14 protein-coding genes are annotated in these 15846 nt (G+C 40.6%); 11 read left to right on the top strand and 3 right to left on the bottom strand.

Translation table 11 applies throughout. The features are described from left to right. Positions 1-544: 544 nt before the first annotated feature. The 3 genes from KS419_RS01135 to KS419_RS01125 all read right to left on the bottom strand — a co-directional run bounded on the left by KS419_RS01135 (position 545) and on the right by KS419_RS01125 (position 3564). On the bottom strand, positions 545-1678 hold the full coding sequence (locus KS419_RS01135; protein ID WP_217064259.1) for an alcohol dehydrogenase catalytic domain-containing protein: 1134 nt from the start codon (positions 1676-1678) through the stop codon (positions 545-547). A 14-nt stretch (positions 1679-1692) separates the two neighbouring features. Further along, entirely contained in the window at positions 1693-1953 is a 261-nt protein-coding gene (locus KS419_RS01130; RefSeq protein WP_217064258.1) for a hypothetical protein, read from the bottom strand. 90 nt (positions 1954-2043) lie between these two features. Further along, complete coding sequence (locus KS419_RS01125; RefSeq protein ID WP_217064257.1) at positions 2044-3564, bottom strand: electron transport protein; 1521 nt, start codon at positions 3562-3564, stop codon at positions 2044-2046. Between the two features lie 195 nt (positions 3565-3759). On the opposite strand from KS419_RS01125, the gene KS419_RS01120 reads away from it, so the two are divergent. The 11 genes from KS419_RS01120 (at position 3760) to KS419_RS01070 (ending at position 15368) form a co-directional block, all read left to right on the top strand. Continuing rightward, entirely contained in the window at positions 3760-5235 is a 1476-nt protein-coding gene (locus KS419_RS01120) for a spore germination protein (protein WP_246593587.1), read from the top strand. 75 nt (positions 5236-5310) lie between these two features. Further along, complete coding sequence (locus KS419_RS01115; RefSeq protein WP_217064256.1) at positions 5311-6021, top strand: GerAB/ArcD/ProY family transporter; 711 nt, start codon at positions 5311-5313, stop codon at positions 6019-6021. Continuing rightward, a complete protein-coding gene (locus KS419_RS25600) occupies positions 5993-6406 on the top strand; it encodes a GerAB/ArcD/ProY family transporter (RefSeq protein ID WP_217064255.1) in 414 nt (137 codons plus the stop codon). Before KS419_RS01115 ends, KS419_RS25600 begins: the two co-directional genes overlap by 29 nt. Further along, the gene (locus KS419_RS01105; RefSeq protein ID WP_217064254.1) at positions 6390-7511 is read left to right on the top strand and encodes a Ger(x)C family spore germination protein; all 1122 of its coding nucleotides are present in this window, start codon (positions 6390-6392) and stop codon (positions 7509-7511) included. The genes KS419_RS25600 and KS419_RS01105 overlap by 17 nt, the downstream gene beginning before the upstream one ends. Positions 7512-7725: 214 nt before the next feature. After that, complete coding sequence (prfA, locus tag KS419_RS01100) at positions 7726-8796, top strand: peptide chain release factor 1 (RefSeq protein ID WP_217064253.1); 1071 nt, start codon at positions 7726-7728, stop codon at positions 8794-8796. 3 nt (positions 8797-8799) lie between these two features. Then, positions 8800-9687 carry a peptide chain release factor N(5)-glutamine methyltransferase gene (gene prmC / locus KS419_RS01095; protein ID WP_246593585.1) on the top strand — a complete coding sequence of 296 codons (888 nt, stop codon included), beginning with the start codon at positions 8800-8802 and terminating at the stop codon, positions 9685-9687. A 1057-nt stretch (positions 9688-10744) separates the two neighbouring features. Next, positions 10745-11221 (top strand): hypothetical protein, encoded by a 477-nt coding sequence (locus tag KS419_RS01090; RefSeq protein WP_217064252.1) that lies wholly within the window; start codon positions 10745-10747, stop codon positions 11219-11221. A 209-nt stretch (positions 11222-11430) separates the two neighbouring features. Then, entirely contained in the window at positions 11431-12045 is a 615-nt protein-coding gene (gene spoIIR / locus KS419_RS01085; RefSeq protein ID WP_217064251.1) for a stage II sporulation protein R, read from the top strand. Positions 12046-12258: 213 nt separating this feature from the next. Further along, positions 12259-12693 carry a GNAT family N-acetyltransferase gene (locus tag KS419_RS01080; RefSeq protein WP_217064250.1) on the top strand — a complete coding sequence of 145 codons (435 nt, stop codon included), beginning with the start codon at positions 12259-12261 and terminating at the stop codon, positions 12691-12693. Positions 12694-13664: 971 nt separating this feature from the next. Next, positions 13665-14744 (top strand): L-threonylcarbamoyladenylate synthase, encoded by a 1080-nt coding sequence (locus KS419_RS01075; RefSeq protein WP_217064249.1) that lies wholly within the window; start codon positions 13665-13667, stop codon positions 14742-14744. 78 nt (positions 14745-14822) lie between these two features. Beyond that, positions 14823-15368 (top strand): manganese efflux pump MntP, encoded by a 546-nt coding sequence (locus tag KS419_RS01070; protein ID WP_343215008.1) that lies wholly within the window; start codon positions 14823-14825, stop codon positions 15366-15368. Positions 15369-15846: the final 478 nt, after the last annotated feature.

Below are 15846 nucleotides of genomic sequence, written 5' to 3'. Positions count from 1 at the left end.
GATTGGTCGGTCGGAATTTCGGTAGGAAGTTGCCGGAACTTGTACCCGAACGGGAGCGTCGGGGAGGTATTCGGTAGGAAGTTGCCGGAACTTGTGCCCGAACGGGAGCGTCGGTCAGGTATTCGGTAGGAAGTTGCCGGAACTTGTGCCCGAACCGGAGCGTCAGCCTGAGTTTCGGTAGGAAGTTGCCGGAACTTGTGCCCGAACGGGAGCGTCGGTCAGGTATTCGGTAAGAAGATGCTCGAACTTGTGCCCGAACGGGAGAGGAGCCCATTACTTAGGTAAAAACAATACTAAAATTCCCTACTGACAAGACAACTGCACCCACTGCCACACCAAGCACCAAGATAGTTCCATCCCCCAAACCCCAAGTACCAACAAACACGTCCCTCCTCCCACCATTAACCATTAACCATTAACCTTCACGCCGCCGCACCTTCTCGATCCCTCCAACGCCCCTTACCTTCGCCCCTACTTTAAACGCCCTTACTTTCTTGTACATCCATCAAATTAAAACAACAACCTCTCGATCTAACTTTATTACCTATGGTTGCAAAATTATCTTCAGGCACTCCTCTTTGTTTTTATCAAAAAGTTTGTAGGCCTTTTCCCCATCCTCCAAACGCATATGGTGAGAAATGATATCTGCTGGTGAAATCCAGTCTGATTGAACCTTTTGTAAGAGATTAGGGATAAGATGGGTGACAGGGGCAACCCCCATTTTCAAGGTAATATTCCTTGCGAAGAGATCACCTAATGGGAAAAAGTTGTAACGTGTTCCATAAACACCGATTAACTGGATCGTACCACCTTTTCTTACTACTTGAGTGGCCATCTCTAAGCTACCCATAGCCCCTCCTTGCAAACGTAACGCTGTTTCTACCATCTCCAGTGCTGTTATTTTTCCACTCATTCCCACACAATCAATTACAACATCTGCACCGCCGCCCGTTGTTTCCTTTAAAATAGACGAGAGATCATTGGTAGTGCGGAAGTTATAACCTTCCACTTTATTGGTTTTTCTCCCATGCTCCAATCGGGAATCCACACAGTCTACCGCAATCACACGTTCAGCACCATATAGCCAAGCGAGCTTTTGAGTTAATAAACCAATTGGCCCGGAACCAATCACGATAACGGTATCCCCATGCTTGACCCTTGCATTTTCGACACCCCAAAGGGAAGTGGGAAGGGCGTCAGTTAATAAAACGAGGACATCATCCGTTAGTTCACAGTCCTCTGGTACAACAATAGGATTGTAATTGGCAAAAGGCACTTTTACAAGTTCCCCTTGAACCCCTTGATAATGGCCATATAGACGGGAGCACCCGTAAGCGCCTCCCAGTTCATAGTTATTTGAACGTGAGCAAAGACTTTCCAACTTATTTTTACAGAAAAAACATTCACCGCAACCAATATTAAAAGGGATGATCACTTTATCTCCCTTTTTAACATTCGTGACATCAGATCCAACTTCCTCCACGATGCCTATTCCTTCATGACCAACGACTGTTCCCTTTTCCATACTAGGTATGAAACCATGATAACAATGGAGATCCGACCCACAGATGGAACATGCTGTAATCCTTACGATTGCATCATCATTGTTTTCTATCTGAGGCTCAGGCACTTCTTGTACCATTACTTGCCGCATCCCTTGATAGGTTATTGCCCTCATGTTTGTTTTCACCCCTATTCTTTGTCTGAAAGACGTAGCAAATAATGGATGACCGCATCCCTTTCTTCACTTGTGAAACCAGTGGACGAATCGATCCAGAACTCATGTCCCTTTCCGGAAACATTAGCAGTACTTAGTTCTTCCCTGTTTAAATTTGCTTCAATAACTTGTTTTCGCAGTTTAGAATCAAGGAGGACATTTAAGCTATTGTATGGATCAGGAGCTTCCCCTTTTAGGAGTGTTCCGGGAATACCAAGCTCTCCATTTTTCCCCACAGCAACTCCTCCGTCATGGAGGTAAGGGGCACTCCAATAAAGACCCAGTAACCCTTTTGTTTTGTAACCACCTTTAGAGTTATTTTTTGCCTAGCCCATCAATAATTGTTCCTCCTGCTCAGAAGACATATCTATACGAAATGTCTGCGGATTTTCAGGAAGTGGAATAGTCGTGTCGAAAGTAAAAAGTTTTGGGCTAGGATCAAATTGCAATTCGAACTTTGCAAAACTTCCAGCTCTGGAAGGGTTCGTCCCAATTTCCTCCACTGGTATTAACCGATTATTTGAATAATATTCCCCTCCATGAGATGCACTGCAGCCAGCACGATTAAAAACACGTTCCCCTTCTTTCATGGTATTTTTCTCCTCGGGAAGTTCCGTTTTGGGAGGAGATAACTGATTCATGAAAGCAGACATGGCATTGATTTGTTCCCAAGCGCCATAACCAGGTGAACCGGTAAACAAACCAGTACTTGTCATATAACTAATTTTGGGGAAAGTGGAAGATTTGACAAGCTCAATAACTCCAGGTGAATCAGGTGTAGGATCAACCGTTTTGAGAAACTCAGATGGTTTTTTCCCTTTTGCAGGGTCATATTTGTATTTTGGATTTGCAGCATTCTGGAGCATAACACCAAGATAAAGTTCTTTATCTATTTCCAACACAGCATTAGAAAGTTCTGACTGAGACAAGGCATCCATATTTTGGGCATGCGCATTATTAATAGCGGCACTTAGTCCCTTAAATGGCCCGGTTCCTCCTTGACCGCTCCAGCCATAAGGATGATCTCCGGCAGTATACGTATCCATACTTTGTACAGGATTATTTCGTTTATCAATCGTCGTATCGTTGCTTCCTGGAGGCCATTTTACTAGTTCACTATCAACAAATTGTTCCAGTTTTTCTTGGTCTGGAAGGGGAACCCGTTCTCCAGTAGTGGTTTCCACCATCCTCGCATTATCTGTTACAAATTTTTCAATCGCTTCTAGTTCTGTATGTGTTAAATAAGATGCTGAGTTAGTTCCAAGAGCGAGTGTCAGACCAACATTTAAATCGGAGTTTGGGTTACCGGAAATTACTTGACCGTTACGGTCCACTGTGGCATGACACAATGCACAGGTAATACCTGCTTTCACCCGTCCCTCATCTAATGTGAGTTTAATCCCTATTGGTGTTACAGCACCTTCTGCGACATCTAGACCAGTATCGATCAGGTCTCCTTTTTTGATGGAGATATTTCCCGCTTGAAAGTCCTCTGCTGCCTCCACCTGCAGGTTCGAGGTTCCTTGTCCACGTAACTTCAAAATAGCTTTTCCCATGTTGGAGATGGTAAGGGGACCGTTAAATAAGCCTAAGATATCCGTAAAAAAAACTTCATTTCCAAAGGATTCCTTAAAGAACATCTCCTCCCCTAATGCAATCTGGTCGGAGGTAACGTTATCCGATGTGGTGCTGAATGGTTGAATTGTTCCATTCTCCATGGAGATCCCATTTACTTGTTTATCTTTGGAGGGGACATAAGCATATTCAAGCTGTAGATAAGGAAAAAGAAGAAAAAGAGCGAACGCAAACAATAAAATACTGGAGATAACCAAACGTCTTTTTTTCATGAAAAACCCCGACCTTCCAATTCATTTCCAGTTTAGTTTGGCAAGACTTGTCTTAAATATCCCTATAAGTATATAAATTTTCCAAGGGAAGAATTGGGAAAGTAAAGAGGATCCTTATATAAAAGTGCATAAGGTTATTCTAAACGGTAAAACCTAAATTTGTTAATTTATCCAGAAGAATGAAAGGAACTTGCCATGTTCTTTCGTAAACTAACAAGGAGAAATAATCAAGGAGAAGTAAAAACGGAAAGAAATCCGTTGGAAGAAAACGGGGTCACTTCTCCAATCATGCTATCTGTACTACACGAACTGAGAGGCTGTCAGGACGTGGAGTGTATTACATATCAAAGCAACCAAGTATCATTGATTTATTTTCCTGTACTTGTGGACAAGGTAAAAATGGAGGATCAAATACTAACAAAAGCAGGTTATTTATTGGAAGCAGACGTCCATTCTTGGATGAGTAAGATACATGCAATCGAAGTAACAGACCCAAATGAACTTTCTCAGAAAATATTGTCTGGTAATGTGGCTATTTTTTTTCAAGGGAAAGCCTATTCTTTTAATGTTTTTGGCCCTGAGTACCGACAGGTGGAAAAGAGTGAACTGGAGACGATCATTGTTGGGTCCCATGAAGCTTTTATTGAAGATGTATTGACTAATATATCCTTAATTCGGAAAACGATAAAAACGTCAAAATTAAAAGTACTGAAAATGCAGTTAGGTGAAGTGTCAAAAAAGGACACCTATATTATGTACATAGAAGGAATAACAGATAAAAAGTATGTAAAAATGCTGAAAAAACGAATCGAAGCCATTGAGATTGATGCCGTATTGGATATTAACATATTAGGACAATTATTAGATGATCAACCTAATGCCATTTTTCCACAATTTTATATGACAGAGTTGCCAAATTCCGTCTCATCGAAGCTAATGGAAGGGCGTGTTGCCATATTATTAGAAGGTAGTCCATTAGTGATAACCGCACCAACAAACTTCTTTGAGTTTATGCAATCACCTGAGGACTATAACCAACGCTGGATTATTGGAACAGCGCTTAGGTTTCTTAGACTAATTGCCCTGTTTACTACATTAACCTTCACCGCTCTGTACGTTGCCGTGATCACGTATCATTATGAGATGATCCCGGAAGACTTGGTGATGACGATAGCAGAGTCACGTCAGCGGGTGCCGTTTCCCCCTATTATTGAAGCCTTACTGATGGAATTAATGATCGAATTTTTGCGAGAAGCGGGGGCAAGACTGCCTACTAAAATCGGGCAGACGATTGGTATCGTAGGGGGAATTGTTATTGGACAGGCAGTAGTGGCAGCGGGACTTACAAGTAACATTCTTATTATAGCGGTAGCAAGTTCTGCCATTGCATCCTTTGTATTGCCTTCTTATACCTTGAGTAACTCTCTTAGAATTATTCGCTTTGGTCTAATCATGTCCGCTGCAATATTCGGGGTATTTGGAATGACGTTAGCTCTCGGTGCTGCCACAATCCATGTGACAACCATTACGAGCCTTCATTCCCCATATTTAACTCCTGTAGCACCAGCATACCCTCGTGATTGGAAAGATATTTTTATCCGGGCACCATTGAGGATGCTGAAGAATAGACCGCTATCTAATCAACCACAAAACAAAGTAAGGATGAAGTAAAGTAATATGTTTGAAATCAAGAGTGAATGAATTTATGAGCTAGATGACAGTGACAGTATCCAAGGGGGGATAGACTTGGAAGAGAAAATTCATTATTCACAAGTTGCAATAATGATTTATATGATCCAGTCAGCCGTCACCTTATTTAATATCCCCCGGATTGTGGCAGAGGGATTTGGGACAAACGGCTGGTTAGTAATTTTGCCCCTATCGTTTATTTGTCTTGTAAATATATTGTTAATTAACCTTGTTTACAAAAAAGGAAACGGGGAGGGTGCCATTCAAATTCTTGAGGGAACTCTTCCTAAGTGGGTTGTCTATCCTATCTACGTTGTTATGATTGGATTTTTTAGCCTGATTGCTGTAATGGTTGCTAAACACTATATGTTTATTATCCAGGCGTACATGTTCCCTCAATCAAGTCCTAATTTACTATTAGCTATTTATTTATTATTTTGCTTTTATCTCCTTACAAAAGGAATTTATAACATTAGTAAAATAATAGTTGTCTTTTTCTTCATGACTGTATGGACTGTGGCCCTTTTAGTTGTGGCGTTACCGGAGATTAGCCTCTTACGTTATACTCCTTACCTATTTAAGGGAGGTTCGGACCCTATTGCAAAAGGGATGGAAGCGTATGTTGCCTTTCTCGGATATGAATTAATACTATTTGTTTTTCCCTATATTGAAAAGGGCCCAAAGGTAACAAAAGCAATCATAGGGGGGGCATCTTATCTCCACAATTATTTATTTAGGAGTGTGCTTTGTCAGCTTTGGCTTTTATAGTCTCGAACAGCTTAAAATTATCCTCTTTCCCACCATTAAATATTTGAAATTCATTCAAACCCCGGTTTTAGAGAGAGTGGAACGTTTAACCTTAAGCCTGTTCGTCATCAAAGTGGCCATTACAATAGTGATGTATTATTGGGTCTCCTTGCAACTATCAGAAAGATTATACTCAAAGTCCCAGAAAACTTGGTTCATATTTGGCTTTTTACTAGTTACTTATTTAATCGTATTTCCTCTAGATCTATTCAGGGATGTGGAAAACCTGTTCCGTTTTTTAAATTTACCTGAAGTAATCCTCTCCTTCTCGTTACCATTACTTCTTCTCTTTCTAATTGGGAGGAAAAATAGAAAGGAGCGACATCAACGTGGACAAAGCTCTTAGAATAATAACTCTGTTTCTTTTTCCAATCATATTAATAGGGTGTGCCGAGCAGAATGTCATAGAAGAAATTGGGTTTATTCATAGTGTAGCCTATGATTTAAATACAGAAAATAACCAAGATGAAAGAGAAAGGTTAATGATGACTGTTTCCATACCCCAAACAGCAGAAGAGGCGGAAGAAGAAAAGGAAATTATCTCAGTGAAAGCCCGCTCTAGCAAAGATGGGAGAGCTGCCATTTCCCGTAAGACGGACAGAATGTTAGGAAGCGGGCAAATGCGTTCCGTCCTTTTTAATGTAGACTTGGCAAAGGAAGGAATAATAGATATATTAGAATCGTTAGTAAGGGACCATCATATTGGATTAAATATTAGAATCATTGTGGCAGAAGGAACTGGTAAAGAAATATTGTCTAGCGAATATACGAGGCATCCTAGAACGGGAAGGTATATTACCCATTTGGTGGAAAAAGAGACAGAAGAAAGTATCGCGGTGGATACCTCCCTGCATCAATTCAACCGGGATTATTATGATGATGGAATCGATCCCATTTGTGCAATTCTTAAGAAAGGTCAAAATGAACTGATTTTAGACGGAATTGCCCTTTTTAAAGACGATGTATATATAATGAAAGTGAATCCTGTAGATGGACGAACCTTCAAAATGCTCCATGGGGGATACCGTGGAGGTAAAGTGACCATAGATATGGAAAATGGGGCGGGAACTGGAGAAAAGGGAGCTTATATGACTTTTTCAACCATACGGACAAAACGAAAATTAACGGTCTTATCCCCTACAGAGATCCAGCTGAAGGTAGATATCATCGGAGCAATCGATGAATATTTTGGCGATCTAGACCTTACAAAAACAAGTTCTCAGAAGGAATTAGAAGTCCAGTTGGCGGACCATTTAAAGGAACAAGGGGAAAGGTTGATTCAACAAATGCAGGAGAAAAAAGTAGACAATTTAGGTATTGGGCAATATGTACGAAATCAAATCGGGTATGAAAACTGGAAATCCATAAACTGGAAAGAGGAAGTGTATCCGACGGCAAACATTGATGTGATAATGAATGTGAAAATAAGAGATTTAGGAAGTATGAAGTAAGGGGAACGGAATCTTACGTATCCACTCAACTTTCCAAACATAACAACATAAACATAAAATAACGTTTAATTAAACTGGAGAATGTGAAGAGTAGTAGAAAGTAATAGCTGGAGAAATTGTCGTGCACAACGGATGAAGCAGTAGCTTCTCAAACCACATCCGCTATACTATAATAAAACAGGATGTTTAGTGTAAATAAATGAGGTGAAGAATCGTGTTTGATCGGTTAGAAGCGGTAGAAGAACGATATGAAAGATTAAATGAGCTTTTAATGGACCCTGACGTCATCAGTGATACTAAAAAGCTTAGAGAATACTCCAAAGAGCAATCTGATATAGAAGAGACCGTAACAACGTTCCGTCAGTATAAAGAGATTAAGCAACAATTTGACGAAGCGAAAGGGATGCTTCAAGAAAGCCTTGATCAAGAAATGCGTGAGATGGTCAAAATGGAACTGGAAGAACTGGAAGAGCAAATTCCGCCACTGGAGGAAAAACTTCGCGTTCTATTACTTCCGAAAGATCCAAACGATGAAAAAAACGTTATCGTGGAAATCCGCGGTGCTGCAGGTGGAGACGAGGCAGCTTTATTTGCAGGGGACTTGTATCGTATGTACTCCCGTTATGCAGAAGCACAAGGCTGGAAACCAGAAGTTATTGAATCGAGCGAAAATGATATTGGTGGATTTAAGGAAATTATTTTTATGATCAACGGGAAAGGTGCTTATTCGAAAATGAAATATGAAAATGGAGCCCACCGCGTACAACGTGTACCCACGACAGAATCAGGTGGCAGAATCCATACATCAACCGCAACCGTTGCTGTTCTTCCTGAAGCAGAAGAAGTGGAAGTGGACATTCATGACAAAGACATTCGAGTGGACACGTTTACTTCCAGTGGACCTGGGGGACAGAGTGTAAACACGACAATGTCTGCCGTACGATTAACCCATATTCCTACAGGAGTCGTTGTATCTTGTCAAGATGAAAAGTCCCAAATAAAAAATAAAGAAAAGGCAATGAAAGTCCTTCGTGCCAGAATATATGATAAATTCCGGAAAGAAGCGGAAGCGGAATACGCTCAAAACCGGAAATCAGCAGTGGGTACCGGAGACCGTTCCGAGCGTATCCGAACATATAACTTCCCTCAAAGCAGGGTCACGGACCATCGAATTGGACTCACATTGCAAAAATTGGATCAAATCCTTCAAGGGAATCTTGATGAAATCACTGATGCCCTCATTGTGGAAGAGCAATCTCGCGCAATGGAAGAAGCAGGGAAATAAATCATGAACAGTGGAAACAACAACAAGATGAAAGTTTATGAGGCCCTCCGTTGGGCTTCTTCTTTTTTACAGGAACATGATTACGAAGCAGCAATTGGGGAACGCCTGCTTCAACATCATACTGGTTGGAGCAGAACTCGCCTGCTCGCCGAATACCACACAATCCTTGAAGAGGAGTTGGTGGACAAATTCCAGAAGGATGTTCATCTGGCAGCGAAAGGTACCCCCGTTCAACACATCACAGGGGAAGAAACTTTCTATGGAAGAACCTTTCTGGTTAGTTCGGATGTCCTTATACCACGGCCGGAGACGGAGGAATTAATCGAAGCTGTCCTTGCAAGACTGCCACTGATACATAACAGCAGTAACGGGATACCGGTGAAAATCGTCGATGTGGGAACGGGGAGCGGGATTATAGCAGTTACATTGGCCCTTGAACTGTCAGACAGCATAGTTACCGCCACGGATATCTCTCCGGAAGCTTTGTCAGTCGCGAAGCAGAATGCCAAACGTCTTCATGCAGAGGTGACGTTTTTAAAGGGGGATCTTCTGGAGCCTCTCACTTCTATAGGGGAAAAAGGAAGTATTGTCATTTCCAATCCACCATATATTCCTGAAGGGGATCGTGCGGTGATGAAAGCCAACGTAGTGGATCATGAACCATCACTGGCTTTATTTGCCGGTGAAGACGGTTTAAACATATACCGACGTCTCGTGAAACAAATACCAAAATTCCTATTAAAACCAGGAATGATTGCTCTTGAAATCGGTCATGGACAAGGGGAAGCAGTGAAGAAGTTAATAGTAGAACAATTCAACGGGGCAACGGTAGAAATTCTTGACGACATTAACGGGAAAGAACGTATGGTTATCTCTGTGATTTATGAATAATTAAATAACAGAAATAGGCTGGGACACAACGAAAGTGTTTAACTGAGAATGCAGACAATACATCGTATTAGCGAAGTATCTCACGATTATTTCGTTTCGGATTCTCATTCATTTAAACACTTTTGTCCCAGCCTATTTCTTTTTCCATTATAGAAAAAAGAGTGAATCTCTCAACAATCGTTAGTAATTTAGGATAACCATTGACTAGTAAGGTAATTAACAATTTCTTTGTAAAAGTTTTTTCATTTGAAAGTGGTGCATTAAAGTCAAAAGGATCATTGTAAGGCTTAAAATACTGGATAAAACAGTACTGGCGATTAACATTTTCTTGACTCCATTAAATTTAAGGTTAAAAAACAAATTATCCCCTCCTTTTTAAAGATATTATGTCTTACCATCCTTTAAATCATTCAACTATAGCCAACTCCCATAACTAATTTAAATTCTACAGCTCCGGCCATTTTAAAGAACTGTGTTATAACAAAAGCCCATTTAACGCATAATAGTTTATACCATCACGAAGCTAAAGGGACCACGACTTGCCGATCCTACCCTACGCTCGTGACCATAGGCGCTTGCGCTTTTCTTAAAAAGATAAGAATTTATAAGTATTGGCACCTTCGGGCAAGTTGTCTAGCTCCATCGCCTACGGGCTCGGATCACTTCAGGCAGGCTGCTACTTGAGTTGCATCCTTGCTGCCTTGCGACGAGTAATCGCAGGAGCACAGGGAAGCCAAAAAGCGGCTTCTGTCAAAGTCCTTCCAGTGACTTTCGCCCGTGACCAAGGCGCTTGCGCTTTTCTTATATGTTAAGAAAAAGTGAAGGATGCTCTTTTTTCAAATATATTACGGGTATTTGTAAATACTATAAATTGCCTGCACTTAAAGGAGGTATCGATATGGAGGATAATTAATTTAATGCTGCTAGCGGGTGGAATTAATACGTCAATAATTGCAGCGCGGTATCTTAAAAAGGGGACGGATAAACTGTTAGTAAAATGCTGAATATGACCTAATTTAATATGTTTTCAAATCAAAACAGTAAGGAAAATTATCATATGGAGAAAAAGAAACGTAAAAAATATGAGGCCTTATTATGGAGCATTGCATTACCTGGTTTTGGGCAGTTCCTGAATAAAAAACCATTTAAAGGAATTATACTCATGCTATCCGAAGTGATAGTCAATGTTATGAGCAATTTTAACTTAGCCATTATCCATTCTTTTAATTGGAATATTCAGGAATCCATAGAGGTGACGAATTTCCAGTGGCTAATGTTTTACCCCTGTCTGTATATGTTTGGATTATGGGATGCTTATCGAGACGAAAACAGAGATTCATTAGGTCCCTATTCTTATCTGCCGCTTGCATGCAGTGCCTATACAGTCACAATAGGATTAATATACTCCACGAGTTTTAAACTATTTGGAGTAATTCTGGGGCCAGTAATACTACCTATTCTCGCCCTCATACCCGGTTTAGTGATTGGTAATATACTTAGAGTCATTTTCTTAAAACGTCAGATGAATTTTTGATTGTTGAAATTTTATGCAAAACGAATGACATGGGATGCATCACAGCAGACAATAGAGTAAGGTATTTTATTTCTTTCAACCAAATAGTATAAAATCATTCTTTTTTAGTCATCCCATTGTCATAACTTGTCGTTCGATTTATTCATGTTTGATGATTAAAATTCCCTCAACTTGCTAACAATGGTGACTACGAAGGGAAGGTGTCAAACATGAATCTACGAATCCGTTTATACATATTATTGTCATTATCTATTTTACTATTATCTTGGGAAGGGCAACAACTTATGACGGTGAAAGCAGATGATCAGTTTATACCAGAAGAATCTATCAGACTACGAATCTTGGCAAATAGTAATGCCCCACTCGACCAAAAATTAAAAAGGGACATTCGGAATTCGGTGAATGAACAAATCACCACATGGGTCGAAGAGTTACATGATGTGGAAGTTGCAAGAAATGTCATTAATGAGAATATACATATACTGTATGGAATTGTAGCCAATGAACTTGAAAAAGTGGGAAGTAATGAAGCGTTCAACGTATCATTGCAGGAAACATCTTTTCCAACAAAGCTTTATGGTAATCGCTTATATCCAGCAGGTGACTATGAGGCAGTTGTGATTACCCTAGGGGATGGGAATGGAGATAATTGGTGGTGTGTACTATTTCCCCCATTATGTTTCTTAGATTTTTCAAATGGGGATGCAGTGGCGCACGAAACAGAATCTCCTCAGGAAGATCAATCCAATGAAGAAGATGAGGTTGAAGTTTCTTTTTTCATCGTAGAGGTTTTTACTAATATAATGGACAGATTCAGAGCCTAATTGTTGGATTTTTTGCATAAAAGTTCTTCCAATACATGACGGAATTCTTATATGAAATACAGAGAATCAAAATCTACTATTCTATTACCATTTGAATAGTAGATTTTTTGTTGTAGATCCGTTAACTGGTTGTGTCACTTTCCGTCATAATCATATCTACCTTTGCATAGTAATAGAGTACAAGCCTATTAATTTCATAGAAAGGGTGGAAATATGAGCTTTATTGTAAGGAAATCATCAGAAGAAGATACATTACCTATACAGCATTTTATTGCGAAAACAGGGGTTGGCAAATTACCTGATACAGTGGATTGGACGTCATTTCTTATTGCTGAAAATGATCAAGGGGATTTCGTTTCCGTTATCCGCATACAAGAGATTACGAAAACAATGGGACTATTTCGAACATTAATTATTGATTCTGAAAAAGTAACATCATTATTTATCTTGGAGTTCCTTGAAGCAACACTGCATTATGCGAAAGAAAAGGGCTTAGATACGATTTATTTATTAGCAGCAGGAGAAGGGACCTTTTTACAGCCATTAGGATTTAACAACACAACCGATAACCTTCCAGTGGAGTTACTAGCATTAGAAGATGTGAAAAAACATCTTTCCAACGGACTTCCGGTGTTTGTGAAGGAATAATCGACAAAAATCGGGAGGTGCCTGGCACCTCCCGATATACACAGGAAAACGCCACTTATCCACACCAAATGTGGATAAGTGGCAACTAACTAACATGTACCTGAATCCGTGATAATAGGTGTTGATAGGCCATCTTATCTACTCGCCTTTACCACTGGCACAAGTGCGCCATCCATGTCTACATAACCGCGGGCAAACCGCAAGCATCCTCAAACTCCACTCTGATTTCCATTCACTATGGAATTTAGCTAGTTGATCCATTCTTTGTCGTAGAGTTGAACTGGTGGGACACTAGTAATATCTAGTGCTCGATTAAAAAAGATTTGGTCTAAAGGGTTCTATAAGATCAAAATCATTTTTACTTTGACAAAGAAGTCCGAGATAAGATTTTATGACAGTACCATTTTGGGGTTGGGGCTGATTTTATTTCAGGCACCTTCAATTTATTTGATTAGATAGTTTCATTTTAGATGCAAGTAAACCTATTAAACCTAATCCTGAATGTGTAGATAGTGTTTCATCTGAGTCTTTTAAATTAATTTTTCATCATATCACTCACCTGGTGAATAAGAATTTGATCCAAATACTAGTTTTCATTCTAATTATAACAAGGTTTGAAGACTTGTTTAATGGAATCCCTCCGTTTACTCGAAGAAGTGAATGGCGGCGTCTCCTGCGGGAATAGCGCGAGCTGAAGACCCCGCAGACGCTGGTTTTGGCGTTGAGGAGGCTGAGGCCGTGCCCAGCGGCAAAGAAGACACTGCGAAGAATGAGCAGATGTCGCACTTGTACCTTGTGTGAAAGCGTCCGCCAGTAACGGATTCGAGTATTTTCTCCAATGAGTTGTAATCGAAAGATTATTAGGATTTATAAATATGCAGAAATAATTTCATTACGGATTCAGGATGCATAGAAAAATTGACTTTTTCAAGCTCCCGTCGCAAAATAAATAGCATCAAGGGGGCTTTATAATGGAACGGAAAGATACAGTAGTATCCAAAGTGGAGACGGAATCAGATCAAGGTCAACTACATAATCATACTGGGATTAAACGGGCAGCCCAACTGCTGAATCGTGGAGAAGTTGTGGCATTCCCCACAGAAACAGTATATGGATTGGGTGGTAATGCGTTATCTGATGAGGCAATTAGTCAGATCTTTGAAGCGAAGGGAAGACCGTCCGACAATCCACTGATTGTCCACATTGCCAGGCAGGACCAGGTCCTGGAGTATGTGAAAGAGATACCTAAAAATGCTCAGCATTTGATGGATGTGTTTTGGCCCGGTCCTTTAACAATCGTCTTCAAGCATTCTGGGAAGCTTTCGCCAAAGGTGACTGCAGGCTTATCCACAGTTGCCATCAGAATCCCGGATCACCCAATAGCACTTGCTTTAATTATGGAATCTGATTTACCACTTGCTGCTCCAAGTGCAAATACATCTGGAAGACCAAGTCCAACGGAAGCATCCCATGTTTTCGAGGATTTAAACGGGAGAATCCCAATGATCCTCGATGGAGGAAAAACAGGGGTTGGGGTCGAATCAACCGTAATCGACTGCACTGATCCAAATGGAAAAGTGACGATTCTTCGTCCCGGTGGAATAACAAAAGAAGCATTGGAAGAGGTTGTCGGTGAGGTATTTGTGGATCCTGCATTGGTGAACAGGGACGAGATTCCCATTTCTCCAGGCATGAAATATACCCACTACGCCCCAGCCGCTCCCCTTATTATGATTAATGGCGGCATCCCATTTTTTAAAAAGAAAGTGGAAGAAGCTTCACGTTCAGGGAAAAGAGTGGGAATTCTTGTAACAGAAGAAGCAAAGGGGTTGATTTCCCCTGTGGCACAGGAAGTGGTCTGTGGGACGAGGGAAGATCTTACTACTGTAGCGAATCAGTTATACCATTCATTACGAAAATTTGATGAAGGGAACGTGGACATCATTTTCTCTGAAATTTTTCCGGAAACCGATCTGGGAGCTGCTATTATGAACCGGTTAAGAAAGGCTGCAGGTGGTGAAATTCTATCTGAAATAACAGCAGGAAAGTAACCGATTGAGAATGATTTTGTAGAGATAAAACCCCTTGGACGTGCATACATTAGAGTAGCCAGTCCAAGGGGTGATTTCGTGATAGCAGAATTAGTTACAATAGGATTTATGGCATTTGCCTTAAGTATGGATGCATTTTCCATTTCGATTGGAATGGGTCTGATGGGGTTAAGATATAAACATATTGCTAAAATAGGTCTCATGGTGGGATGGTTTCATGTGATGATGCCGTTAATCGGTTTAGTGTTAGGTAAATTATTATCTCAACACATTGGATTTCTTGCCTTTATTCTTGGGGGTGGGATGCTGATAATTATAGGAATTCAAATGATTGCAGCAACCTTTCAGCATGAACGGGACACGATACTCAGTCCAACGGGGTGGGGGCTTGTTCTTTTTGCTGTTAGTGTAAGTATTGATTCCTTTTCTGCGGGCCTAAGCCTTGGTATGCTAGGAGCAAAAACGTGGGTGACGTTAGTCAGTTTTGGCATAATGAGTACGGTCCTTACCTGGATAGGGTTAATTGTTGGGCGAAAGATGGGCAACTTTTTTTATGGATATAGTGAGTGGCTTGGTGGAGCTATTTTGATTGCCTTTGGAGTGAAAATAATTTTGTCTGCTTAATAAACTCTTAAAGGAGTGAAATAGGACCGATGGTATGAAAAAAAAGGAAATGGCATATTTTTGGAACTAGTTCTTTCTTAGTTAATTGTAAGTTGAGAAGCGAACAGAAGTACATAATAAATCGTATTATGATAAAATAATAAGGAAATTTTAAGGGTAATGGAGCATTGTGCAGAAGACTTTGGAAGCTTTGAGAGCACAATAACACCACTACCTTTTTTATAAGGTAAAAGTATAAGTTTTTGCACCCCGGGCATTGTCTAGCACAAACGCCTACTCGCTGCGGGGCACTTCGGAAGTGACAACCGAAGTCAAAGAGCGGACTTCTGTTGTCATTCCTGCACTGCCCTACGCTCGTGAGCCTAGGCGCTTGCGCTTTTCTTATTGTCTAGCACAAACGCCTACTCGCAAGGGAACTGAAAAAGTGGTGCTTTTCCACTTTTACAGTCCCTAAGCAATGAGCGTAGCCGTCGCAATC

This window comes from Evansella tamaricis, from assembly GCF_019042215.1.
Taxonomy (GTDB): Bacteria; Bacillota; Bacilli; order Bacillales; family Salisediminibacteriaceae; genus Evansella; species Evansella tamaricis.
This window is presented reverse-complemented; position numbering and strand designations above follow the sequence as displayed.

What these genes read in the sequence shown, in the direction of transcription:
- KS419_RS01125 (WP_217064257.1), bottom strand. Translation starts at nt 3,564, where the DNA reads ATGAAAAAAAGACGTTTGGTTATCTCCAGTATTTTATTGTTTGCGTTC.
- KS419_RS01090 (WP_217064252.1), top strand. Translation starts at nt 10,745, where the DNA reads ATGGAGAAAAAGAAACGTAAAAAATATGAGGCCTTATTATGGAGCATT.
- spoIIR (WP_217064251.1), top strand. Translation starts at nt 11,431, where the DNA reads ATGAATCTACGAATCCGTTTATACATATTATTGTCATTATCTATTTTA.
- KS419_RS01120 (WP_246593587.1), top strand. Translation starts at nt 3,760, where the DNA reads ATGTTCTTTCGTAAACTAACAAGGAGAAATAATCAAGGAGAAGTAAAA.
- KS419_RS01075 (WP_217064249.1), top strand. Translation starts at nt 13,665, where the DNA reads ATGGAACGGAAAGATACAGTAGTATCCAAAGTGGAGACGGAATCAGAT.
- KS419_RS01135 (WP_217064259.1), bottom strand. Translation starts at nt 1,678, where the DNA reads ATGAGGGCAATAACCTATCAAGGGATGCGGCAAGTAATGGTACAAGAA.
- KS419_RS01080 (WP_217064250.1), top strand. Translation starts at nt 12,259, where the DNA reads ATGAGCTTTATTGTAAGGAAATCATCAGAAGAAGATACATTACCTATA.
- prmC (WP_246593585.1), top strand. Translation starts at nt 8,800, where the DNA reads ATGAACAGTGGAAACAACAACAAGATGAAAGTTTATGAGGCCCTCCGT.